Genomic DNA, 25,459 nt, shown 5'->3' on the forward strand with positions numbered 1-25,459 from the left:
TTTTTCACCTACAATTATAATTTAATTATTTTCTCTTCTAATAGCTTTTCAAATTTTTCATTTGGTTCTACTTCTATTATTTTCCCATTTTTCAAACTAATAACATAACCTTTTTTAGGGAATCCAAAATCTTTTAAAAGATACATATAAAACTGTAATTGGAATTTGTAATCATTAATTTTTTCAGGATTATTTAAATCAGAATATTTATAATCCAATATTTCAATATTATTATTTTCAAAGACGACCCTATCAGGAACCCCAAAAATCATATATTCTTTATTATTTATTATTTTTCTTTTTACTAATCGCCATTCTGTTTTATAATTTTCATATGAAAATAATCTTTTTATCAAATTATTATCTAATTCTTTTGGAAGTATATCTAATTTAATTAGATTCTTTATTTGGCTAAAACTATTTATACTTTCCATTAAAGAATGTAATTCAGTGCCCTTAAAAATATATTCCTGTTCAGAAAAGAAATCATTTAAATCCACTTTTATATAATTTTCATCTGTTAAATCTTCGCTGGTTTCCTCTCTTTTTAATTCATTTATGATATATGTAGGTGCAATATATTTCTTATACGCAAAATAATTTAAATCTTTTAAGTTTTTTTCATTAATATCAGCCGTCATATTATTATTAATATTTTCTTTAGGTTTAATTTCGTATTTTATATCATTTGAAGAAATGATATCTATTTTTTCATATTTAACTTTTTTAAATAATTCAGATAAAGTATTGGATTTTTTATTTTCAACAATAATAGGAATCAACATTTCCTTAGGTCTTGTTATAGCTACATATAGCAATCTTAATTCTTCGGTATCTTCTAAAAATTTATTAATATCAAACATTTTTAAATATTTTTCACCAAGTTCTATTTTTATCTTATCCTGCATAGACAGTGAAGATATATCCATACTTTTTATCTTTTTTAAAAATAATTTTTTTAATATGAAATATCTTATATTATTATCCGGAAGAGAAAATTCAACATTTTCTTTAGATATTTTCATATCTTCATCACTTTTTTCTTCACTATTAATTTGTGATTTTTTATCTAATCCACTTAAAATCACAATTGGAAATTCTAAACCTTTTGATTTATGTATAGTTAAAACCCTTACAACATTTTGTTTTTCATCTTCTATAGCTGCTTCACTTTCTGTAAGTTCAGATGTTTTTCTAAGTAATCTAATTAATTCTGAAAACGAAACCGCTAATGTATTATATTGTTCTGCTTCGTTTATAAGTTTTTTCACATTAGCTATTGCATAATGAGAATCAGGTAGTATAGTTAATTTGGATAAATAATTATTTTCTGTAATTAACCCTTTTAAGATAATAGTGGGCTTTAAATAATATTTTAATTCTACATACTTTTTTAAAACTTCAAATCCTTTTTTTTCAGAATCAGATAATATATTTTCTTTTTCAACTGTTTCATATAATGATTCATATTTTTTTTCTTTTTTAATTTTTACTAATTTATTTAATTTTTCAAAATTCATTCCAACCATTAAAGACATCATATAGCTTATAAAATTAAAATCATTATGTGGGTTTTGTACAGCGTTTAATGCTAGTAATACAGTCTGAACCTCGTTTTTGTTATAGAATGATTTACTACCTAAAATATAAAAAGGAATATTATACTTTTTAAAAGCAATTCTAATAGGTTCTTCTGAATTTTTTAATTCTCTAACCAAAACAGCTATATCATTATATTTAATTTCTCTTTCTTCAAAAACTATTTTTCCATTTTCTCTTTTTCTAAATTTCATTTTTTTCCCAATTAAAGAATTAATAGTTTTAGCAATTGTTTCATATTCCACATAATTCTTGTTATCTTTAGAAACAAACACATATTTTATTCTATGTATATCATTATTCCCAATAGTTGGAATAACGTCATCTTTGGTTTCTTTTTCATATTCTGATTTATCCTTATCTTCACTATATAATAAGCTATTAAAAACGTCTATGTATTCTTCTTTGGAATAATTTTCTAAAAACTCTTTATTAAACAAAACATCTTTTGAGAAAGCATTTGCAAATTCTACAATTGAAGCATTTGAACGTCTGTTTATGTTTAATTGAAATCTGCTATTTTCATCAAACTCTTTCTCTGTAACAGCAAAAACAGATACATCAGCACCTCTAAATCTATAAATTGATTGCTTTCTATCTCCAACATAGAATATATAATTATTTTTATTATGAATCTTATCAAATAACGCTTTTTGAAGAAAATTTGTATCTTGATACTCATCAACTATAATATATTTAAATTTTCTTTGGTATTTTTCTTTTATTCTTTCTTCATCTAAAGTTTCCAGTGTTTTATCAAGTACTCCTTTAAAATCAAATTGATATTGATCATTTGTATATGAATAATATATTTCTTGAGCAATTAATACAGATATTTTAAATAACCATAATACATCATTAAAATCTTTATTGATTAAATCTAATTCTGGAACAGAACTTAATTTCATTTCTGTTCTCCAATTTTTTAATGTATCAGACAATACATTTTTAAATGTATCTAATTTCAATTCTTTAAGTATATATTTTAAAGATTTTTCAAATATTTCTTTATTCTCTAATATTTCTTTTAAATATTTATTGACTGTGTATTTTCTATCGTTTAAAAAATTAGTTAATTCATTTAAGTCATATTCTGTATTTTCGTATAATTGAAATAATATTTTCAAAGTATTATATATAGCTTTTTCTATTTCCAACTCCATTCTTAATTCATTAATAATGGTAAAATTAGGATCAACACCAATAATAATATTATTATCTCTTAATATTTTAGAGCAAAAACTATCTATAGTCATTATCCATGATCTATTTAAATTAGTTTTTACTTGTCTCCAATATTTATAATTTTTCCCTTTTTCTAATTTTTTATCTACTTCTTCTAAAATTCTTTCTTTCATTTCACCCGCAGCTTTATTAGTAAATGTAACTGCTAATATATTTTGAACAATATCGGGATTATTTTCCTTTTCGTATTTTTCTAATATTGCTAAATAGTATTGTGTTATAGTATATGTTTTTCCTGTGCCAGCTGAAGCAGATATAAAATAGTTTTTATCTAAGTTTTTTTTCATTTCTTCAATATTTAATACATTAGGCATTATTTTCACCTCTTGTAATATGACTTCTATTTTTTAGTGTATAATCACCGGTCCATAATAATAGACTACATAATTTTTGGTATTCGCAATAATCCCCATTCCCTATTATGCAAGAATAATATTTTTCATTAGAATTTTGTACATTATAACCTTTATCTTTTAAATAATCTAAAAATCTAAGCTTTAAATTGTTATTCTCATTAATAAAAGCAGGGAAAAATTCTGCATTTTTAATGGAATTAATAATATCATTAAACCAGTTTTCAAATTCTCTTAAGCTAACTTGTTCATATGATGTGGAATTTCCTGGATATTTAATATATATACTCTCATTTTCTATTTTTATCCATTGTAATGATTTGTATTTTCCATTTATTTCACTCATTGGTAAAAAACTAAGAAAAGTTGATTTGTCTTTTATTAGTCTTTTCCATTCATCATTGTTTAATAGAAGTAAATAATAAAAAAATAGTTGTTCTGATTGAAAACTATTTTTATTCTTATAATCAATAATAGAATATGTTTGTTCTTCATTTTTTTTATTTGGTTTTAATTCATTTTTTTTGTATTCAAAAATTAAGTCTTCATTTAGCTCATCTATCCTATCAATTCTTGAAAATAAAGAATAGTTATTATAATCTCCTTTAATAGAATATTCGCTTTTTAATACCTTGTTATATAATATAGTTTTTTCTTCTTTATTTTTTGATCTTGCAGAACCAAAATAAATATAAGAGGTTATTAATTTTTCAATTACATTCACTAATTCTACAGAAGTTTCTTCTATTTCAATTTCTTTTACTATATTATATGTTTTTAATTCTTCAACGCCGGAATTATCCCAAACATCATACGCAATACTTTTTATTTCCTTATATAGTTCATCTGTATTTTGTAATTTGGTTTTTATATTATTATAACTGGGATATTTATCAAATAATTCTTTCATTATCTTATGTTTCAAATTACCTTTATAAAATATGGAAAAATCCTTATTTGTTTTTATTTTTGCTATATAATTTAAATAATATTTAAAAGGGCAGTCCACATATGTAGATATTTTATTGTGACTAATCTCTCCAATATCAAATTCTTCATTTAAAATCCAATTATTTTTTATATTGCTTAATTCATTTACTTCATCAATAATTTTATTAATTTCATCTATATTAGAATTTAAATTATTATATGAAAAATACAATGCAGCTTGATTAAACGAATAAATTTCATTTGTATTTCCAGGAATGATTTCTTCACTTTTTGAAAGGAAATTATATTCTTGTATTTTAAATATTTTTTCAAAATCCTTTTCATATGGAGAAGATAATATTTCTTCTCCAGAAAGAGTAGCTTTTGGATATGTGAAAATAATATTATCAGCAAAAATCATTGAAATATATAAATTTTCTCTAAATTGTAGTTCAGAAATTTTAGAATAATTATTATTTTCTGTAATATATGAAAGAAGTGGATTGATGCCTATAGATGGATAATTATTATCAGTAAAAGATACAAAAATCTTATATTTTTTGTATACAAATCTTGAATCATTTAAAGTAAAAATTTCCACAGTATTTGAGTAGCGTTCTGAAATTCTATATTTTTCCGTCTCTATTAAACTAGATAAAATATTATAGAATTTTGAAAGTTTGATATTACCTGTAAGTAGTTTTTCTAAGTTTTTTTCTGTTTTTAATAATAATTCTTGAAACTTATATAACGCATTTAGTTCGCTTTCTACCTTTTCTAAGTTTTTAAAATTAATTATTCCAGCGTTTATCCAATTATTTAATAGTTTTCTATAATATGAAAGTTCAAAATCATTTTTATCTATTTCTTCTAAAAGATTAAATAGAGATCCAAATAAAGAATATACTTCTTTTATTTCTTCCAACTGTTTTTCAAGTCTTTCTTTTTCATCTGAAAAATTAATTTCATCCTCTATTTCATTTATTCTTTTTTGCATTGTGTTCAACCATTTATTTTTTCTATTTTTTAATGAAGATTTTGGGAAATCATAGAATAAATTTAAATTTTTTAATATGTTTTCTATTTCATCTATCGATAATGTTCTTTCTCCTCCATATCCTGTTTCTACTAATGCGATTAAATCATTTATCTCATATCCGGAATATTTCGTTTTTAAAGGTAATAATAATTTTGAAACAACTAAGCTTTCTGAAAGTGGAATATCATTTTTTAATCTATATGGAACTTTTAACTCTTCAAAAAACTCTGCAAATGCATTTGCAGTTTGACTATCAGGAACAATTATTCCGAAATCTTGAGGCTCAAAATTTTCATATAATATTTTTCTTTTTATTTCCTTTGCAATATTTTCTATTTCCAAAACATTATTTTTAAATTTTGCTTTATAAAATTTGGTATTAGAAAAAATATTTTTCAAATCATTTATTTTATTATTAATAATAAAACCATTTTCTTCTAAAAACAATTGTATTCTATTTAAACTATCAAATGATTCTTCATTTACTGAATTCCAAGCAAGAAAATATACATTATCAAACATATTAAATAATACATTTAATACTTTCAGTAAAATAGGTTGTAAGTCGAAAAAACCACCAATTACCAAAGTATTTCCTAGCTTTTTTTTAACTTTTGAAAAATCTTCATAAAACCACTTAAATACGCTAATTTGATCGTAGTTTTTATTTTCTGTCCTTGAATTATCAAACTTTTCATTTAATATATTTTCTAATTTTTCCTCTAAATGTTTATATAATTTTAATAATCTGTCATCACTTTCAATATCTTTATCTATTTCAGAATATAACTTATTTTTTTCAATAATATCTTTTTCTGATATTCTATTAATTTCCCATTTTCTTTCAAAAATTTCTAATAAATATTCAATTGACTGTTTTGATTTAGATAAAGTTTTTATATAATTTTTAAATTCGATATTATTTTTTTCTATTTCTATTAAGTCCTCTAACTCTTTTGCTATATAGGCTTTTAAAAATTCTCTATCAATAAAAAGCGAAGATGGTTCATATTTTTTAAATAATTCAACAATATATTGATTTATAACCCTAAATGCATCTCTATTTAATGTTTTATTTATTTTTTTTGCTACATTTTCTGCTACTTGTTTTACATAATCGCCTGAAGGCCCAAGAAATACAAAATTTAATGGATCTGATTCATATATTGGGATCAAAAAATTTGAAATATTCTCAAAATGTTTTTTATTTAAATCAATAATAATAGCTTTTTTCATAAAATCCCTCCAAAATCATTATTTATAAAATTATATCATAATTACATAAAACATTAAAAAAAATTATATATATGATATAATTAAAAAAAAATATATTTAGGTGATAAAAATGTTTTTAGATTTTCTTTATAATTATAATTTAACTAAAGATCAAAAATATGTAGCTATAGAATTAGATAAATTTATTTATAACTCTTTAGATTTTTTAATTATTCAAGGTAGTGCTGGTACTGGTAAAACATTTTTAATTTCTCAGTTTGTAAAATATCTACATAGAAAAAATTTAAACTTTATGATTTTAGCTCCCACAGGAAGAGCGGCTAAAATCATTTATATGAAGTCAAATTTTAAAGCTAAAACTATCCATAGCGAAATTTATAGCTTATTTCATAAAGAGATAAATTTAAATAATGATGAAATTAAAATTTATTTTAAATTAAAAGACACAATTTATAATAACACAATTTTTATATTAGACGAAAGCTCTATGATATCAGACACACATCAATTAGATGATAATTTGATATTTGGTAGTGGAAAAATCTTATCTGATCTTATAAATTATATAAAAATGGGGAAATCTAATAAAATAATATTTTTAGGAGATGAATATCAACTTCCTCCAATAAACTCAAGATATTCTCCAGCTCTAAATATTGAATATATTGAAAAAAATTTTAATATAAAAGGAGAAAAACTATTTCTAAATGAGGTTATTAGACAAAAAAGTGAAAGTTATATTTTAAAAAACGCTAATAAAATTAAAGAAAATATTAATAATAATACTTTTATTAATCTAAAACTTGAATACAATAATAATTTTATCAAGACTGATTTATTCACAAACAAATATAATTATAAAGAACTTGGAAAAGATATAATAATAACCTCAACAAATGAAAAAGCTATAGAATATAATTTAAAAATTAGAAATAAATTAGGATTTAAAAATAAAATTGAAATAGGCGATATATTATTAAATACAAAAAATACCTATTTTAATGAAAAAACTATATTTAATGGAGAATTTTTTAAAGTCATTGATATATTAAACCATGAAAAAAAAGATGCTTTTGTCGGAAAGAATGAACATATAATTTTAGATTTTTATGATTTGGCTTTAAAAAATGTATTTTCAGATGAAATTATAAAATTTAAAATAATATCAAATTCATTATTTTCAAAAAATACAGATATAGATATTAATTTAAAAAAAGCTATCTATAGTTTTTGTATAAATAACTTATCTCAAGAAACAAAATTACCATTAGATTTTATTATAAGAATTATGGAAAATGATCCATACTTTAATGCTTTACATGTGAAATATGGTTATGCTATAACAGCACATAAAGCACAAGGCGGTGAATGGGATAAAGTATTTATTGATCCATATTATTATAATTCACCAAAAACAAAAGAATATTATCAATGGCTATATACAACTATAACAAGGGCAAAGAAGTGTGTATATATTAAAGAATTACCTATAAGAACATTTCCATATAACAAATTGAAATTAAAGAATGATTTTTATATAAAGAAAAATATAAATATTTCTTATAATTTAAATTTTTCAAATTCTCATTTAAAAGAATTATATCTTGCTTTTAGAGATATAATTTCAGATAAATATTTTGAAATAATCGGTGTTGAACATTTTAAATATCAAGAAATATATTATATAAAAAAGAACAATGAATATTTAAAAGTTCAATTATATTATAATAAAAATTTCGAACCTACACGGTTAAAGGTAATGGAATCAACAGATGAAAAAACAGCTTTTGAATTTTTAAATATATTTGATTTAGAAAAACAAAATAATATGGAAGAATTACAGAAAAATGATATAGAAAAAAATAATTATATAGAAAACGAAAAATGTATAAAAATTTATATAGATGGCAGTTATGATCATAATATTAGAAAATTTGGAGCGGGATTTGTAGTTTTAAAAGATACTATTGAGAAATATTGGAAAGGATATATAAAAGAAGAGTATATAAAACATAGGAACGTGGCTGGAGAAATATTTGCAGCATTACTTGCATTTGAATATGCAAAAAATGAAAATTTAAAATGTATTGAAATAAATTATGATTATGAAGGTATAGAAAAATGGGCTTTAGGTCTATGGAAAACAAATGCGGATTTAACAAAAATATATAAAGAAAAATATAACTATTATTGTAATTTCTTTAAAATAAGATTCAAAAAGATAAAATCACATTCTGGAGAAAAATATAATGAAATATCTGATGAACTAGCAAAAAAAGCAGTTTATGAAGAAAATTATAATGTAAAATACGATATTGATATATAGGAGGTATAAAATGAATATATTAGAATTAGCAAAAAACAGAAAAACAGTCAGAAAGTTTTCTAAGGATATTCCACCAATAGAAGATATAAAATATGCTATAAATATTGCAAAAGAAGCCCCATCTGGAAAAAATGATCAACCTTGGTTATTTATTTTAATAACAAACAAAGAAGAAAAAGTAAAAATTAGAGAAATTTGTGAAAAAGGAGAAAAAGCTTTTTATAAAAATTCTAAAGGCAGATTAAAAGAATGGTTGGATAAAATGAGCTTTTCTTGGGAAAAAGATTTTTTATCAGAAGCCCCATATTTATTATTTGTATTTTCAAATTCAAAATCACCATTCTCAAAAGAATCTGTATGGATATCAATTGGTTACTTACTTTTAGCGTTGGAAGAAAAAGGATTATCAACAGTTACATATACGCCTTCTAATTATAATGAAATATCAAGATTTATAAATCCACCAGAAAATTACAAACTTGAAGTAATACTTCCAATTGGATACTCAATAGATAATAAACATAAATACGCAAGAAAAGATTTAGAAGATATTCTCATAATAAGATAAATGACACTATAATGTCATTTATCTTGCACAATCACCGCCAATATTATTAATTTTTTTTACTGCATGAGGGATTGCAGGTAATAGTACATTTAAATTTTTCTTTACAGCTTTTGGGCTTCCAGGTAAGTTTATAATAATAGTATTTTTTGCTACACCAACAATAGCTCTTGATAACATCCCATGAGGAGTATGTTTTAATGCTTCAACTATCATAGCAATTTCCATTCCATAAATTCTTCTTTCAATAACCTCCAAAGTAGCTTCTGGTGTAACATCTCTAGGTGTTAATCCTGTGCCACCTGTAGTTAAAATAATGTCTATATCTTTATTTATTAATTCTTTTAATTCTTTAGTTATTAAATCTTTTTCATCCGGTAAAATTTTATATCCAACTAATTCTCCATTTATAGAATTCATAATTTCTTGTATTACTTTTCCACTTATATCCTCTCTTTCACCTTTTGAACCTTTATCACTTAAGGTTAATACATAATATTTCATCAATTATCACCTCTTTTAAAATGTCCGCTTTTTCCTCCATCTTTTTCTAAAAGATATATTTCAGTGATTTCCATTTCTTTGTCAATTGCTTTACACATATCATATATTGTTAAAGCTGCTATGCTAACGGCAGTTAACGCTTCCATTTCTATCCCAGTTTTTGATTCTGTTTTTGCTAAAGAAAAAATCTCTATATTATCTTCATTTATTTTAAACTCTATCTCTATTTTAGAAATAAAAATATTATGACACATAGGTATCAATTCAGAGGTTTTTTTAGCCCCCATAATTCCTGCAATTTTGGCTGTTGTTAAAACATTCCCTTTAAAAATATCGCCATTTAATATAGCTTTCAATGTTTCTTTTTTCATTATAATTTTGCCATGTGCTTTAGCTATTCTAGAAGTAATTTCCTTATTTGAAACATCAACCATTTTCACATTTCCATTTTCATCTAAATGAGTAAAATTCATATTATCCTCCCATCTTATGCATAGGTGTAATTTTTTTAATTTCGTTTAAATAATGTTTTTGAGGTTTTTCTAAAACTGCCATTTGTATTCTTTTTTCTAAAGATTTTTCATTATAAAAATAATTTTTAAGTGAAACATGATAATCAAAGGCAAGACAAGGATAAATATCTCCTTTAGCAGAGATTCTAATTTTATTGCATAATGAACAAAAATTATGTGTAATAGCAGATATAAACCCAATGTAAGAATTTAATTCTTTTACAATATAATATTTTGAAGGACCAATTCCAATATTTTTGTTATATGGAATTAATGTATATTTTTCTTCAATTTTTGCTTTAAGAATATCCTCGCTTATAAAATCATCATCGTTATAATTATTTCCAATAGGCATTAATTCTATAAACCTAATAGGTATTTTGTGATTAGCAGCAAAAGCTATTAAATCAAAAACTTCACTTAAATTCGTTTTTTGAATTACTGTATTTATTTTTACATTTAAACCTATTTCTAAAGATTTTTCTAGTCCTAAAAGAACATTATTTAGGTCATCTCTTTTTGTGATTTTTTTAAACGTATATCTGTTTAATGAATCGAGACTAAAATTTACATTTTCCAAACCATTCTTTTTTAAGTCTTTGGCAAGAATATTCATTAAAGATCCATTAGTAGTAATACTAAATTTACCAAATGTTTCTTGAATTATTTTCGATATATCAATAATATCTTTCCTGAGAGTTGGTTCTCCCCCAGTTAGCCTTATATTTTTGAATTCTAAATTCTTTAATGTACGTACTAAAATTCTAATTTCATCTAAAGAAAGTAATTCTTCTTCTTTCATAAATTTAGCGTTTTCATCCATACAATAATTGCATCTGAAATTACATTTATCAGTAATAGATAATCTGACATAATCAATTTCTCTATTATATTTATCAATCATACGAATTACCTCGATTCTGTATATTTCCATATATTTTGAATTATCCTTATAACAATAAAAATAATCATCGACATAATAAATATTAAAGCCGTAATAGCCAAGGCTTGTTTAAGACCATAACCTTGGAATTTGTCATAAGTTAGTACAGATAATGTCATTGGATAATAAGCTAATATAGCTACAGCACCAAATTCTGAAATCCCTCTAGCCCACATTAACAATGCACCAGTGAGTATGTCGTGTTTTATTAAAGGTAGAGATACATAAAAAAATGCTTTAAAAGGTGTTGCTCCTAAAGAGCGAGCTACTTTTTCATAACGAATATCTACTTTTTTAAACCCTTCCTTCACTGAGTTAACTAATATACTAAAACTTAAAAATCCCATAGCAGCAACTACACCCCAAAATGTTTGTACAAAAGAAATACCTATTATTGATGCGCCTTTTCCTAAAACAGATGAACGTCCTAATGTCATTAATAATGCTATACCAGCTGCTGTATGCGGAATTGTTTGCGGAATATCTATTATCGCCTCAAAAAGACTTTTTAATGGAAAATTATACCTTGTTATAGCATATGCAAAGGGTATTCCAAATATTATAGCAAATATAGTTGCAACTAATGCAGCTAAAAATGTAGTTTTAACAGCGTTTAAAAATTCAGGTGTTTTGAAAATTTCAAATAATAATTTATAATCTACATTTAAAAAAACAGTTATAAAAGGTAAAATGATGAAAATAATAAATAATAAACTAATAGTTATAATTATATTCTTGAACATTTTGTTCCTCCGATAAAATTCCATTATTTATTTTAAATACTCTACAATCATTTATTATTTCATTCCTATCATGTGTAACATGTATAGTTGTTAATTTATATTCTAAATTTAATTCGTGTAATAATTTTAAAATATCTTTTTTAGTATCTTGATCTAGCGCGGACAAAGGTTCATCTAAAAGAAGTATTTTGGGTTTTATTACCAATGCTCTTGCTAATGCAACACGTTGTTTTTCCCCTCCAGATAAATTTTGTATATTTCTGTTTAGTAATTTTCCTATACTTAACTTAGATACTATATAATTTAAAAAATTTTTATCATAATTTTTTTTCATTTTCAATCCGAACTCGATATTTTTTTTTACATTCAAATGTGGAAATAAGTGATAATTTTGATACATAAATCCAACATTCCTTTTTTCTGGAGGTAATGAAATTACATTTTTATTATCAAAAAAAATTTCACCAGATTTAGGAATAATAAAACCAGCTATACTTTCTAATAATAAAGTCTTGCCTGAACCAGTAGGTCCAATAATATAAATATATTCACCAGATTTTATTTTTAAATTATCAATTTTTAATTCAAATTTATCTAATTTGATAAATATATTTTTAATATATAAATTCATTTAATACCCCCACATGTTTTTTAATTCATCAGGTAGATTATTTGGATTATCAACATCTACAAATAAATTCATAAATTTATCTTCAAAAATTTTTTTGCCTAATTCTGAATATATGAATTTTATAAATTCTATAGCATCTTTTTTATTATTTGCATTTTCTAATATTGTAAAACTATAATTAATTGCTTTTCCGTAAATTTTTGTTTTTTCACCATCTCTCGGGACTTCAACAAACACGTTTTTATAAATTTCATCAAATTTATTTGAAGATAAATTAATTTCATTTGGAAGATCAATATATTTCAAGTTACTTTGAATAGCATTTGATTTATATAAAAACGCATAATCAATTTCGTTTGCTTCTAAATAAGCGATGATATCTACAGATTTTTTTAATATCATTCTATTTTTAGAATTTATAAAGTTGTTATACAAACCGTTTAAATTATAATATTTTTCGGCTAATTGCAATGTCATTAATGTTCTATATCCGCAAGGATCTAAATTAGGATTTGAATGTGAATAAATAACTCCCTTTTTAAAAATAATATTATACCAATTATCTTTGGTAATAATATCATTATATTTTGATTTATCAGTATATGCTAAGACTATACTATTATTAGAAAAAATAATATTATATTTCGCATATTTAGGATATAAAAATTTAGGTATTAAAGAATAATCAGCAACAAAGGCTAGATCAGCATTTTGATTTAATTCAGAAATTTTCCTTACTAAAACAAGACTTCCTGAACTTACTAATCTAACATTAGTTTCAGGATGTATTTTTTCAAAATTATTTTTTAATTCATTTAATATGTTTGTTAATGACCCAGCATGAAAAATAACTAAATTATCCGAAAAAGAAATTATAGACAACATCAATAATATTATGATAAATATTTTTTTATGAATATAATTTTTATGAATATTTCTTTCCATTTTTCCTCCTTATACATTAAGTTTTTCGTTTATAAAAAATATTACTTCATCACCAACTTTTATTTCTCCACCTTTTAATACTTTTAAAAATATACCTTCTAATGGCATAACGCACTTACCTATAGTTTGTGAAATTGCACATGACGTATGGCATTCTTTTCCAATTTGCGTTATTTCTAATAATGTATCACCAATTTTTACCTTTGTGCCTATTGGAAGTTTATATATATCACCATTTTTTATAGTTATATTCTCAGCAAAATCACCATAATTTAATTCATAACCATATTTTCGCATTTTATCAATACTTTCTTCTGAAAGCATTGAAATTTGACGATGCCAATTACCGGCATGGGCATCTCCCTCAATTCCCCAATTTTCTTTTAAAATAGCAAAATCAACATGCTCTTTAGTAACTCCTTTTTTCCTTGAAATATTTATTGATACTACATATGAATTCATCATAATTCCCCCCTTATAAATAAAACTTTATATTTTACTGAAAAGAAATTTTCAAGAAAATTATATCACTTTTCATTTTTTTTACAAAACCCGGAATTTTTATTTCTCATAGATTAAATTAATAATAATCTTCATTTTTTTGTTATTTTATTGTATAATTTAAATAAAATAAAATAGGGGGGATTTTTTTGAAAAGGAGATTTTATCTTAATAAAAAAGATTTAGAAGAATCTATTTCAGTATATTTTAAAGAGCTAAAAGATTATTTTTCTAAAGATGAATTAGAATATATAAATACAAGAGAAGGGATGAATAGAATTACAGCGTTACCTATATTTGCAAATGAAAATGTTCCTTCGTATAATAGTAGTGCTATGGATGGAATAGCTGTTGTAAGCAAAAAAACATATGGAACTAATGAATCAAACCCTATTATTTTAGAAAAAGAAAAAGATTTTAAGTATATAAACACTGGGTACCCCATTAATAATCCATATGACAGTGTTATTATGATTGAAAATATAGAGATAATTGATGATGAGCATGTTCAAATAAGAAATAGCGTTTATCCGTATAAAGATGTGAGAAAAGTCGGGGAAGATATTTGTAAAGGTGAAATGCTGTTTCCAAGATACCATACATTAACAGCTGCTGATATCTCATTTTTAATGATGGCTAAGGTTTTTGAAATTCCAGTAATAAAAAAAATGAAAATATTATTAATACCAACTGGTAATGAAATAGTTAAACCCGAAGAATTAACGGAAGGTTTCCAAATACCAGAAACAAATTCCTTAATGATAAAAAACTATTTAGAACAGCTTAATGCAATTGTTGATGTAAATGAAATACTTTCTGATGATTTAGAAATAATAAAAAGTACAATTTTTGAAAAAATAAAAGAATATGATTTAATTCTTTTAAATGCTGGATCTTCAGCAGGTTCAAAGGATTTTACATATCATGCAATAAATGATCTTGGAAAGGTTATCATTCATGGGATTAACATAAAACCAGGAAAACCAGCTGTATTAGGTATAGTAAATGAAAAACCTGTTATAGGATTACCAGGTTTTCCTGTATCTTGTAATATTATTATGGAAGATATAGTAAAACCATTACTATTAAATAAAACAAAATATGAAATATATTATGATAATGAAAAAATTGAAGGAATTTCTGCTAAAAGAATACATTCTTCGATAACTGAAAAAGAATATTTAAGAGTTGGTGTTGGAAAAGTAGAGAATAATTATATAGCAATACCTTTAAAAAGAGGTGCCGCTAACATTTCTTCAATTTCTAATCAAGATGGTATTGTTTTTATTGATAAAGGTGTAGAGGTTGTTGAAGATGGGGATGAACTATTTATTCATTTAAGAAGAAGCAAAAGCATAATAGATAATAATATATTAATTACAGGTAGTCATGATTTGTTATTAGATTTATTAGCAGATTTTATAAAAAAGTATGATAAGGATATAAATATTGTATCTGCGAATGTAGGAAGTTTAGGAGGTATTTTATCAATTGCTAAGGGATATGCACATATGGCAGGTATGCATTTGCTTGATCCAGAAACTGGGGAATACAACATTTCTTATATAAAAGAATATATGGATAATTTTAAATTAATGAATTTATCATATAGAGAACAAGGGTTTATAATTCAAAAAGGGAACCCAAAAAATATTAAAGACTTTGAAGATTTAACTAAAGACGGGGTAAGGTATATTAATAGACAAAAAACTGCAGGAACAAGAATATTATTAGATTATTACCTTGATAAAAAAGATATTTCTCCTAAAAAAATACATGGTTATTCAGATGAAGAATATTCACATGTAAATCTAGCTTTGAAAATAAAAAAAGATATGGCAGATGTGGGTTTAGGTATTAAGGCAGCTGCAAATATATATGATCTTGATTTTGTACCAATAGCATTAGAACGATATGATTTACTAATTCATGAGAGCTTTATAAATGATAAAAGATTTGAATTAATTATGAATATAATTACTTCTAAGGAATTTAAAGAAGAAGCATATAATCTTGGTGGATATATATTAAAAGATACAGGGAAAATATGGGAGGTAGTATTATGAAAAAAAGATTTCAAGTGTTTGTACCTAGATACGAGGTTTATAATAATTTTATTAATAATTTAGATATAAGAACTAAAGTAATTGAAATAAATACTGAAGACGCATTAGGGTATGCAAGTGCAGAAAATATATATTCACCTGAAAATTTGCCTGGTTTTGATAAATCTACAGTTGATGGATATGCGGTATTTGCAGAAGATACCTTTGGATCTAGAGACGGTAATCCAGCATTTTTAAAAATTGCCGGAGAAGTACTAATGGGTGAAAATTATTTTGGTGAAATAAAATCTGGAGAGTGTGTAAAAATACCAACTGGTGGAATGTTACCGAAAGGTGCAAATGCTGTTGTTATGGTTGAAAATACAAAGGAATTTGGAAAACGAGTGGAAATATATAAATCTGTAGCTCCAGGAGAAAACGTATTATCAAAAGATGAAGATGTAAAAAAAGATGCTATAGTATTAAACAAAGGAGAAAAAATAAATATTGGTCATATACATAATTTAATGAGCTTAGGCATAACAAAGATAAAAGTATATAAAAAACCAACAGTTTGTATTGTTCCCACAGGAGATGAAGTAGTAGAACCAACTAAAAAAAGAGTTAAAACACAAATTAGGGATGGGAATTCATATACTTTAATGTCATGGTTAAAGAGTTTTGGATTTGAAGTTAAAAGATATGGGTTGATAAAAGATGACCCTGATGAATTTAAAGAAGGTGTAAATTGGGGATTAGAAAATGGAGATGTAGTAGTTATATCTGGAGGAAGTTCACTAGGAGCAAGAGATTATTCTTTATCTACAATAGAGCATTTTGGAGAAGTTTTGTATAATGGAGTTCAGGTTAAACCAGGGAAACCAGTTATTTTCGGAAAAACAAATGAAAAAGTGATATTAGGGTTACCTGGTAATCCGACCTCTTTTATTGTAAGTTCATTTTTGTTTTTATTTCCTACACTAAAGAAAATCTCTGGGCATAATGTCTTTATTCCAGAACCAGACTTTTTTGTTAAAATTACAACAAATGTTCCAACTGCACAAGGTAGAGAAAGGTTCATATTTGTAAAATTAGAAAAAAAAGGCAATGAAGTTTTAGCTCATCCTATTTTAGGAGAATCTGGAATAGCATCCCCGTTTAGAATGGCAGATGGAATTGTGAGAATTCCGTTAGGAAAAGAAGGATTATATAAAGATGAACTATGTGAATTTTATTCATGGAGATGATAAAATGAAAGAATATAATTTTATTATGAAATCAGGAGAATTAATATTAAGACCAAAAAACGATTTAAAAAAAGTATATATCGAATTATCTTCTAGATGTAATCTTGACTGTCCGATGTGTTTTAAAAATACATTTACCGATGAAGAAGGATTTATGTCAAAAAAAACCTTTGATAAAATATTGTTTGATTTAAAAGAATTTCCAGAAGTAGAACATATTATTTTTGGAGGAATTGGAGAATGTTCAATGAATCCGCATTTTTGGGATATGATAAAAAAAGTTAAAGATGATGGATACATGATTACTATAACCTCAAATGGATATTTGTTGAATATAGAAAATATAATTGATTTAAAAGTAGATGAGTTAGTTATTTCTGTAGAGACAGGTGATGTTGGTCATCCAAGTTTTAAATATGTAGAAAAATTATTAAAGGAAATATCTGAGTTAAAAAATAAAAGAAATACAGGGAAACCAGCTATATCCATAGAAACCGTTTTAACTAAAGAAAATTATGAAGATTTTGGGAAAATAGTTAAATCTTTACTTCCGTATGGAGTTAGAAAAGTAGTTATATCTAATCTTTTGCCAGTATATGAAAATTTTGTTGGTCTTGAACTATATAATGACGATAATAAAGAAAAAGATATAAAAATAAGAAAATTAATATCAAATGCAGTTACTGCAAAAGTTAGTGCAGTAATTCCAAATTTTAAATTAAAAACTGAGAGAAATTGTAATTTCATAGAAAAAAATGCGACAGTAATTAGATGGGATGGGGAAATTGTTCCATGCTATAGATTTTTGCATGATGGGGGGGAATATGTATATGGACAGAAGAAAGAAATAAAATACTATTCATTTGGAAATGTAAATAAGGAGTCTTTATCTGAAATATGGACTTCAAAGGATTATACATGGTTTAGATATAAAGTGAAGAATTCTTTATACCCATCATGTACAGATTGTGATTTGAAAGACGGATGTCAATTTATTGAAACTACTGAGAGAGATTGTTGGGGAAATGAACCATCATGTTCAGATTGCTTGTGGTGGAGGAATATTATAATGTGTCCATGATTAATGTTTATTTTTTCTTTTGTTTTGATACATTATTTTATCTGCCTTAGATATTAATGAATCAATAGTTTCATTTTCATTGTATTCAATAAAACCAATGCTAACATTAATTGGAAGATTTTCGCTTTTACTTATATTTGCCAATTCAAATTTAATATTTTTTTCTATTCTTTTTGCGCTTTCTATATTACAATCATATAAACCAACAAAAAATTCATCACCACCATAACGGGCTAAAATATCTGATTTTCTAATATTTTTTTTAATTATTTTAGAAACAGTAATAATTATCTTATCCCCAATAGAATGTCCAAAATTATCATTTATATATTTTAAATTATCTATATCAATAAAACCTATAATAAGAGGTTTATTTTTTCTTTGTGATAAAAAAATTAAATGATTTAATAGTTCAAACCCCATCCTTCTATTATATACTTTTGTTAAAGAATCTAATGAAGCTAATCTTTTTAATTCAATATTTTTTAATTGCAGCTCTTTTGTTTTTTGATTTATTATTTTTTTCATAATGATTACAATAATAATTAAAAATAGAAAAACTATAGTAGATATAATTAAAAACGCATATATCCAATCGTTTGAATTTTCTTTTAAATATTTTTTGGTAATTAAATAGTAAACAGAATTTTCATTATTTTTTAATTCTCTCAAATTTTTATCGATTTTTTCTATTATATTTTTCAAATTCTTATTATGATAAATAATGTACAAATCTATAATATAGAATTCTAGGGGAGTTTCTTTGATCCCTTTTTTTTCATAAAAGTAATTTCCAATATAATAATCAAAAACACCTGCCGAAATTTCTTTTGTTAATATCGCTTTGAAGATATCAGAATAATTATCATATTCAACAAATTCAATATTTAATCCCATAGTTTTAGCTATATTTTTTAAACCATTTGGACCTTCATAATATATATCTTTTTTAAGTACCCCCACCTTTTTATTATTTATATCTAAAAATGAAAATATTTTTGAATCTTCTAATACAAAAACTCCGCCTCTTGAATTTATAAACGGTATTTTGTTATATTCAAATTTTTCATCTCTTTCTTTAGTATAACCAACACCTAACATTATATCGATATCTTCATTTTTTAATAATTCAAAACATTTTTCAAAAGTTGTATATTTATATTCTAAATGAATATCTTCTTTTTTAGCTATAAAATTTAGTATTTCTGGTAATACTCCTTTAATTTCATTTTTTTCATTAATAATAATTGGTGGATATTCATATATACCAACTCTCAGAGTAACACTAAATGATAGTGTAACAATTAAAGTGAAAATCAACATAAATATTCTTGTCATAATATCACTCCATATAGTTTTCATTCCATAATAAATTAAATAAATCATATAATTTTCTATTTAATAAATTATTTGTTGAAATAAAAATATATTCATCATTTTTTTCTCTAGCCCTATAAGTTAAATTATAACTACCAATTAATATTCCTTTTTCATTTAATAAAATTTTTAAATGCATATTTCCATTAAGTTTTAATATTTTATATTCTATCCCTTTTAAAAACTTTATATTCGAAAAATTGTTAAAATTCCATTTATCTGCTATAATTTTCACTTCAATATTTTTAGATGACAATTTTTCCAAATCATACAATATTCTTCCATCGGTAAAAGAAAAGGTAAAAACATATAAATATTTTTTTGTAGTGTTTATAAAATTTTCCATTTCATAATATATATTTTTTGATGGACCAGTAATAAATTTAATTTTTCCTAAATCATCTGATTTTACATTTTTACTTATAATTCTTTTTTTATTACCAAAGTATCCAGCCTCAAAGTTTTGAAATTCTTTTAAAAACAAATTAACAATATTTATATCTTCTGAGTATATAAAAATATTTATATCTTCAAAAATACTACCTGTTGTAAAATTTCCTGTACCAAATAAAACACTTTTATTATTAAAAATAATAAATTTTTCATGTAAGTATCCTTCAAAATTTTTATCAGGTAGTATAAAATCACTTTTAAAATTCATCATTTCATATTCAACAAAACCATGAGTTTTATTATTGTCTAATACATCAATAAAAGGTTTATTAATACTTAAAGAAACAAATTTTATATCATCTGATATAAGACTTTTTTCTTTTATAAATTCGTATAATTCATATGATGGAGTAACAAAAAACTTATATGAAAAAGTTAAACTAAAGATTAATAAATAAATTATAATAATTAAAATTCTCATAATATCACCCGAAACTATTTAAATTATATCAGAAAAAACATTGATATAATTATATGTAATTTTAGAATATATATAAAGTATTTTAAAGAAAAAAACATCCAAAACAAAATAGATGTTTTTTTCTTTATTAATTAAGAACATAAAAAAATACTGCTATAAAATGTGAAATGCTACCACCTAAAACAAACAAATGCCATATCATGTGGCCGTATGGTAATTTTCTCCATACATAAAATATTGCTCCTATAGTATACAATAATCCTCCTATAATTAACCATAAAATCCCACCAAAAGGTAATAATGATACTAAAGGCTTAATAGCAAATATTATTATCCATCCCATTGCAATATATAAAAGTGTTGATAATATTCTAAATCTTTTAACAAAAAAAGGTTTTAGAGAAATACCTATAATTGCAAGTACCCATACAGTAATAAAAATAGTCCAACCAATTTTTCCATTTAAGGTTACAAGAGTAAAAGGAGTATATGTACCAGCAATTAATAAGTATATAGCAGAGTGATCTATTATTTCGAGTATGTGCTTAATTTTTTTATTTTGAATACTATGATATAATGTTGATGCTAAATACAAAAGAAATAAACTAATTCCATATATAGTCACACTAAAAGTTTGTAAGGAATTTCCTTTTAAAACAGAAAATATTATCAATATTATTAAACCAACAAAGCTTAATATTGCACCAATACCATGAGTGATAGAGTTAGCAACTTCTTCACCTAACGTATATTTTTCATTATTATCAAGATCTCTTATTTTCTTCACCTTCAATCATTTAATTTTTTTTTCAATTTCTAATACTAATCCTTCAGCTGTTGCTAAATTTGTTGCAAGAGGAATATTATGCACATCACAAACTCTCATTAAAGCTGAAACATCTGGTTCATGTGGTTGAGCCGTAAGTGGATCCCTTAAAAAAATAACAAAATCCATATTTCCAGAAGTAATAAGAGCTCCTATTTGTAAATCTCCACCATATGGGCCTGAAGCAAATTTCGTAACTTTTAGACCTACTTTTTCTTCTATCAAAGCTCCTGTTGAACTTGTAGCGTACAAATTACATTCCATAAAAACATGTTTCCATTCTTTAACAAACATTACTAAATCTAATTTCTTTTTATCATGCGCAATTAGAGCAACATTAATCATATTTTTACCTCCATATTTAAATAATTATTGTTTAAATTATATCATATTTTAGAAAAAAATAGTTTATTTTATGACTAAATATTATGACATAAAATTCCATTAAAATCATAAATATTTTTTATTCAAATCATATTTTAGATTATTAATAAAATAAAATCTTATTTATTGTTTAATTTTGTTATTATTTTAATTTTGATATAATATAAAAATATGATAAAATTGTTTTGTAGCATTAAAAAAAATTTAAATAAAAAGTTCAAGGGGGGAATTATATGAAAAAAGGAATTATTGGAATTCTTAATTATGCGTTAGCAAAAGAAATTGAAGGTAGAGAATTTTATAAAATGAAAATGGAAAGTTTGTCTAATCAAGAATTAAAACAGATTTTCCACTCTTTAGCAAACATGGAACAAGGTCATGTGGAGTACATTAAAAGATTGATAGAAAGATATGAAAATGACGAATCTTTAATTGTTGAGTTTGAAGAATCAGAGGAAAATATATTTGAAAAAAGGGAATTAGAAGAAATTACAGGTGGAACTGTAAGTAATATGACTTTAGATTTAACAGTTTTGAAAATGGGATATATGATAGAAGATGATTTCATGAAATTCTATTTAAAAGCTGCAGAAAGTGTTGATAATAAAGAGGCTAAAGAATTATTCTTGAAATTAGCAAAATGGGAAGAACATCATAGAGATACATTGTATGATTATTACAAAATATTATCTGATGAATATTGGACAAATATGAATTTTACACCATTGTATTAATAAAGGAGTGGTAAAGTGAAAACTTTAGGTGAAATTTTAATTTCAAAAGAGCCAATTACTGAAATATTAATGGGCAATCATGCGTTAGTTAGAGCAATGTTAGAATCTGGAGTAAAAGTAGTTACTTCTTATCCAGGATCACCAACTCCAGAAATAGCTGAAGGAATTAAAAGTATTCCTCAAGATAAAAATCCAATGTATTTTGAATTTTCTGTCAATGAAAAAGTAGCTACAGAAGTAGCTTTTGGTGCAGCGATGAATGGGCATTTATCTACAGTGTTTTTTAAAAGTGTAGGTATAAATGTGGCTGCAGATTCTTTTGTTCAGTTGGGATTATTTGATTTACAAGGTGGTATGGTTATTGTTTTAGGTGATGATCCAGGTGCTAATTCTTCACAAAACGAACAAGATAATAGACATTTTTCAAAGCTTTCATATATTCCTATGTTTGAACCTAATTCACCCAAAGAAGTGTATAAAATGTTTAAAGAGGCTGCAAAACTTGCAAAAGACATGCATATGCCTGTTATTTTAAGGCTAACTACCCATGTTTGTCATGCTAAAGAAAAAATAACCTTTGATAAATTGGAAATAGAGGAATACGATTTTACTCCTAAATTTGATCACATAAATGCACCCCATATTCCAATTGCTGCTAGGGCATTGAATATGAAAAAGATGGCTTTAGAAAGATTAGAAAGATTTAAAGAAATATCAAATAATTCTAATTTTAATGAATTTATTTGCAATGGTAACAAAAAAAGAGGAATTATAGTTGCAGGTCTACCTTATCTTTCGTTGTTAGATGTATTAGAATATGCGAATGAAAAAGTAGATATATTAAAGATTGGGATAGTAAATCCATTGCCAGAAGAAAAAATAATTGAATTTTTGAAAAATCATGATGAAGTAAAAATTATTGAAGAATTAGATGATATTTTGGAAAAAGATATTAAAACAATTGCATATGATAATAAACTTAATACAAAAATTATAGGTAAAGTAGATATAGATGATTGGATTGGCGAATATAAACCTGATAAAGTATATAAAATATTAAAAAAGACATGGTCTGATATTTTGCCAGATTTAGAATTAGAAAAAGCAGAAATAGAATTAAATCCAAGGCCACCACAATTATGTCCTGGTTGTGGTCATCGATCAGCTTTCCATGCAATAAAATATGCTTTAAAAGATACAGATATAACTGTTGCTGATATAGGATGCCACACATTAGGATATTTAGAGCCATATAACATGGGACAAGTTTTACTTTCTATGGGGCATTCTACCTCTACTGCAGCTGGATTATCACTATTTAATAAAACTAGAAATGTAGTAGCCTTCTTAGGAGATTCAACATTATTCCATGCAGGTATTCCTGGTATTATAAATGCTATTTTTAATAACCATAATTTGACTTTAATTATTATGGAAAATGGAACAACAGCTATGACTGGACATCAAGATTTACCTTCAATAGGAAAAAATATTAATGGTCCTACCGAAGCAATACCTATAAAGAAGCTATTAGAGGGCTTAGGTGTTAACTTTATTAGGGAGGTAGATACATATCAACAAGCAAAATTGAGAGAATATGTAATTGAAGCACAGAAAGAAGAAGGTTTGAAAGTTATTATTGCAAAGCATCCATGTATGTTAAAATTAACCAGAGAACAAAGAAGGAAAGGAACTTTTAGAAATAATAAAGTAGAAGTTACTGATAAATGTGATCATCAATATGTTTGTATAAGTGATTTTGGATGTCCTGCATACCAAATAACTGAAGAAGGAAATGTGTGGGTACAAGAAGATTTGTGTATAGGAGATGGTTCATGTATTCAAACATGCCCTACAAATGCTCTAAGTTTTAAAATCGTATCAAAAGGGGATGATAAACAATGAAATCATTCAATATATATTTAATAGGAGTTGGTGGTCAAGGAATTGGACTTTTAAGTGAGGTTATTATCAGAGCTGCTGATAAAGCAGGGGTAAATGTAAGAGGTGTCGATACTCATGGTTTGGCTCAAAGAGGTGGAACTGTATCTTCAAATATTAGAATTGGTGAAAATATAAATTCTCCTTTAATAATGAAAGGACAAGCGGATTTAGTTGTAGCCTTAGAAAGACATGAAGCTTTAAGAGGAATGAACGATTATGCTAAAAATGGGGCTACAGTAATATATTATGATGCTGTATGGCAACCTTTAGATGTGAGACTGAGAAAGTCAAAAGAAATAGAAAATACAACAATAGAAGAAGAGGCTAAAAGAAGAAATGTTAATTTGATCAGAGTATTTTTGGAAGATTTAACTGATGCTAGAATGCAAAACATGGCAGTATTAGCAACTATGTCAAAAAACAAGTTAATTCCTAATGTAGAAAAAGAACATTATTTATTAGCAATTAATGACTTATTATCTGGAAAGTTATTAGAAAATAATTTAGAACTATTTGAAAAAGTTTTTTCATTATAATTTATACAAAAATGGAGCTTTTTAGCTCCATTTTTGTACATTATGCTGAAAGAGGTTGTTTGTTTTTGAACATTTGTTTTACTTCATTATCAAATACGTCTTTAATAAATTTTTCCAACTCTTCAATAGAATTAAATCTAATAATTTCTTTTTCAGTAATTTTATTATCCAAACCAATTAATTCTAAAATGAATTTATTATTTTCTGGGTTCATAAAAAATGTTTTAAAATAATGTTTTTTTTCTTCGTACCATTTTACTAACTCATTTGTTTTAATCATATTATTACCCCCTTTATGTATTTTTATATCATTTTATTTCTACTATTTTGTATGTAATT

General features: G+C 24.4%; 22 protein-coding genes. 8 read left to right on the forward strand and 14 right to left on the reverse strand.

Annotated elements, in window-relative coordinates:
- Positions 1–14: 14 nt before the first annotated feature.
- Together AS160_RS00340 and AS160_RS00345 are read right to left on the reverse strand one after the other, a co-directional pair.
- The gene (locus tag AS160_RS00340; RefSeq protein WP_165143990.1) at positions 15–3,158 is read right to left on the reverse strand and encodes a UvrD-helicase domain-containing protein; all 3,144 of its coding nucleotides are present in this window, start codon (positions 3,156–3,158) and stop codon (positions 15–17) included.
- Entirely contained in the window at positions 3,151–6,402 is a 3,252-nt protein-coding gene (locus AS160_RS00345) for a PD-(D/E)XK nuclease family protein (RefSeq protein ID WP_165143991.1), read from the reverse strand. Before AS160_RS00345 ends, AS160_RS00340 begins: the two co-directional genes overlap by 8 nt.
- A 109-nt stretch (positions 6,403–6,511) precedes the next feature.
- On the opposite strand from AS160_RS00345, the gene AS160_RS00350 reads away from it, so the two are divergent.
- Positions 6,512–8,728 carry an AAA family ATPase gene (locus AS160_RS00350; protein ID WP_241244193.1) on the forward strand — a complete coding sequence of 739 codons (2,217 nt, stop codon included), beginning with the start codon at positions 6,512–6,514 and terminating at the stop codon, positions 8,726–8,728.
- A 10-nt stretch (positions 8,729–8,738) separates the two neighbouring features.
- Positions 8,739–9,296: a nitroreductase family protein gene (locus AS160_RS00355; protein WP_165143993.1), complete on the forward strand. Its 558-nt coding sequence runs from the start codon at positions 8,739–8,741 to the stop codon at positions 9,294–9,296.
- 18 nt (positions 9,297–9,314) lie between these two features.
- Here AS160_RS00355 and AS160_RS00360 read toward each other — a convergent pair whose 3' ends face one another.
- From AS160_RS00360 to AS160_RS00390, 7 genes are read right to left on the reverse strand one after another with little or no spacing between them, the layout of a single operon-like run.
- Positions 9,315–9,797 (reverse strand): MogA/MoaB family molybdenum cofactor biosynthesis protein, encoded by a 483-nt coding sequence (locus tag AS160_RS00360; RefSeq protein ID WP_165143994.1) that lies wholly within the window; start codon positions 9,795–9,797, stop codon positions 9,315–9,317.
- A complete protein-coding gene (gene moaC, locus AS160_RS00365; protein WP_165143995.1) occupies positions 9,797–10,270 on the reverse strand; it encodes a cyclic pyranopterin monophosphate synthase MoaC in 474 nt (157 codons plus the stop codon). Before moaC ends, AS160_RS00360 begins: the two co-directional genes overlap by 1 nt.
- Before the next feature lies 1 nt (position 10,271).
- On the reverse strand, positions 10,272–11,213 hold the full coding sequence (moaA, locus tag AS160_RS00370) for a GTP 3',8-cyclase MoaA (RefSeq protein WP_165143996.1): 942 nt from the start codon (positions 11,211–11,213) through the stop codon (positions 10,272–10,274).
- 5 nt (positions 11,214–11,218) lie between these two features.
- A complete protein-coding gene (locus AS160_RS00375) occupies positions 11,219–11,995 on the reverse strand; it encodes an ABC transporter permease (RefSeq protein ID WP_165143997.1) in 777 nt (258 codons plus the stop codon).
- Positions 11,967–12,626, reverse strand: a complete 660-nt coding sequence (locus AS160_RS00380; protein ID WP_165143998.1) for an ATP-binding cassette domain-containing protein — start codon at positions 12,624–12,626, stop codon at positions 11,967–11,969. The genes AS160_RS00375 and AS160_RS00380 overlap by 29 nt, the downstream gene beginning before the upstream one ends.
- Entirely contained in the window at positions 12,627–13,571 is a 945-nt protein-coding gene (locus AS160_RS00385; RefSeq protein WP_165143999.1) for an extracellular solute-binding protein, read from the reverse strand.
- A 9-nt stretch (positions 13,572–13,580) separates the two neighbouring features.
- Positions 13,581–14,033 carry an MOSC domain-containing protein gene (locus AS160_RS00390; RefSeq protein ID WP_165144000.1) on the reverse strand — a complete coding sequence of 151 codons (453 nt, stop codon included), beginning with the start codon at positions 14,031–14,033 and terminating at the stop codon, positions 13,581–13,583.
- 188 nt (positions 14,034–14,221) lie between these two features.
- Between AS160_RS00390 and AS160_RS00395 the strand changes: the two genes are divergently transcribed.
- The 3 genes from AS160_RS00395 to AS160_RS00405 are packed head-to-tail and all read left to right on the forward strand — an operon-like array spanning position 14,222 to position 18,445.
- Entirely contained in the window at positions 14,222–16,138 is a 1,917-nt protein-coding gene (locus tag AS160_RS00395) for a molybdopterin biosynthesis protein (RefSeq protein WP_165144001.1), read from the forward strand.
- Positions 16,135–17,364, forward strand: a complete 1,230-nt coding sequence (locus AS160_RS00400) for a molybdopterin molybdotransferase MoeA (protein ID WP_165144002.1) — start codon at positions 16,135–16,137, stop codon at positions 17,362–17,364. The genes AS160_RS00395 and AS160_RS00400 overlap by 4 nt, the downstream gene beginning before the upstream one ends.
- 4 nt (positions 17,365–17,368) lie before the next feature.
- A complete protein-coding gene (locus AS160_RS00405; RefSeq protein ID WP_165144003.1) occupies positions 17,369–18,445 on the forward strand; it encodes a tungsten cofactor oxidoreductase radical SAM maturase in 1,077 nt (358 codons plus the stop codon).
- On the opposite strand, the gene AS160_RS00410 is transcribed toward AS160_RS00405, so the two are convergent.
- From AS160_RS00410 to AS160_RS00425, 4 genes are all read right to left on the reverse strand, one after another.
- On the reverse strand, positions 18,446–19,783 hold the full coding sequence (locus tag AS160_RS00410; RefSeq protein ID WP_165144004.1) for a GGDEF domain-containing protein: 1,338 nt from the start codon (positions 19,781–19,783) through the stop codon (positions 18,446–18,448).
- A gap of 4 nt (positions 19,784–19,787) precedes the next feature.
- The gene (locus tag AS160_RS00415; RefSeq protein ID WP_165144005.1) at positions 19,788–20,696 is read right to left on the reverse strand and encodes a phospholipase D-like domain-containing protein; all 909 of its coding nucleotides are present in this window, start codon (positions 20,694–20,696) and stop codon (positions 19,788–19,790) included.
- A 127-nt stretch (positions 20,697–20,823) separates the two neighbouring features.
- A complete protein-coding gene (locus AS160_RS00420) occupies positions 20,824–21,474 on the reverse strand; it encodes a hemolysin III family protein (RefSeq protein WP_165144137.1) in 651 nt (216 codons plus the stop codon).
- Between the two features lie 15 nt (positions 21,475–21,489).
- Positions 21,490–21,867: a methylglyoxal synthase gene (locus AS160_RS00425; RefSeq protein WP_165144006.1), complete on the reverse strand. Its 378-nt coding sequence runs from the start codon at positions 21,865–21,867 to the stop codon at positions 21,490–21,492.
- A gap of 272 nt (positions 21,868–22,139) precedes the next feature.
- On the opposite strand from AS160_RS00425, the gene AS160_RS00430 reads away from it, so the two are divergent.
- Genes AS160_RS00430 through AS160_RS00440 form a run of 3 tightly spaced genes read left to right on the forward strand, consistent with a single transcriptional unit; the run spans position 22,140 to position 25,120 of the window.
- Entirely contained in the window at positions 22,140–22,640 is a 501-nt protein-coding gene (locus AS160_RS00430; RefSeq protein WP_165144007.1) for a ferritin family protein, read from the forward strand.
- A gap of 15 nt (positions 22,641–22,655) precedes the next feature.
- Positions 22,656–24,545, forward strand: coding sequence for a thiamine pyrophosphate-dependent enzyme (locus tag AS160_RS00435; protein ID WP_165144008.1), 1,890 nt, complete (start codon positions 22,656–22,658; stop codon positions 24,543–24,545).
- Positions 24,542–25,120 (forward strand): 2-oxoacid:acceptor oxidoreductase family protein, encoded by a 579-nt coding sequence (locus tag AS160_RS00440; RefSeq protein ID WP_165144009.1) that lies wholly within the window; start codon positions 24,542–24,544, stop codon positions 25,118–25,120. Before AS160_RS00435 ends, AS160_RS00440 begins: the two co-directional genes overlap by 4 nt.
- A gap of 40 nt (positions 25,121–25,160) precedes the next feature.
- On the opposite strand, the gene AS160_RS00445 is transcribed toward AS160_RS00440, so the two are convergent.
- The gene (locus AS160_RS00445; protein WP_165144010.1) at positions 25,161–25,400 is read right to left on the reverse strand and encodes a hypothetical protein; all 240 of its coding nucleotides are present in this window, start codon (positions 25,398–25,400) and stop codon (positions 25,161–25,163) included.
- Positions 25,401–25,459: the final 59 nt, after the last annotated feature.

Source organism: Marinitoga sp. 38H-ov (assembly GCF_011057715.1).
GTDB lineage: Bacteria > Thermotogota > Thermotogae > Petrotogales > Petrotogaceae > Marinitoga.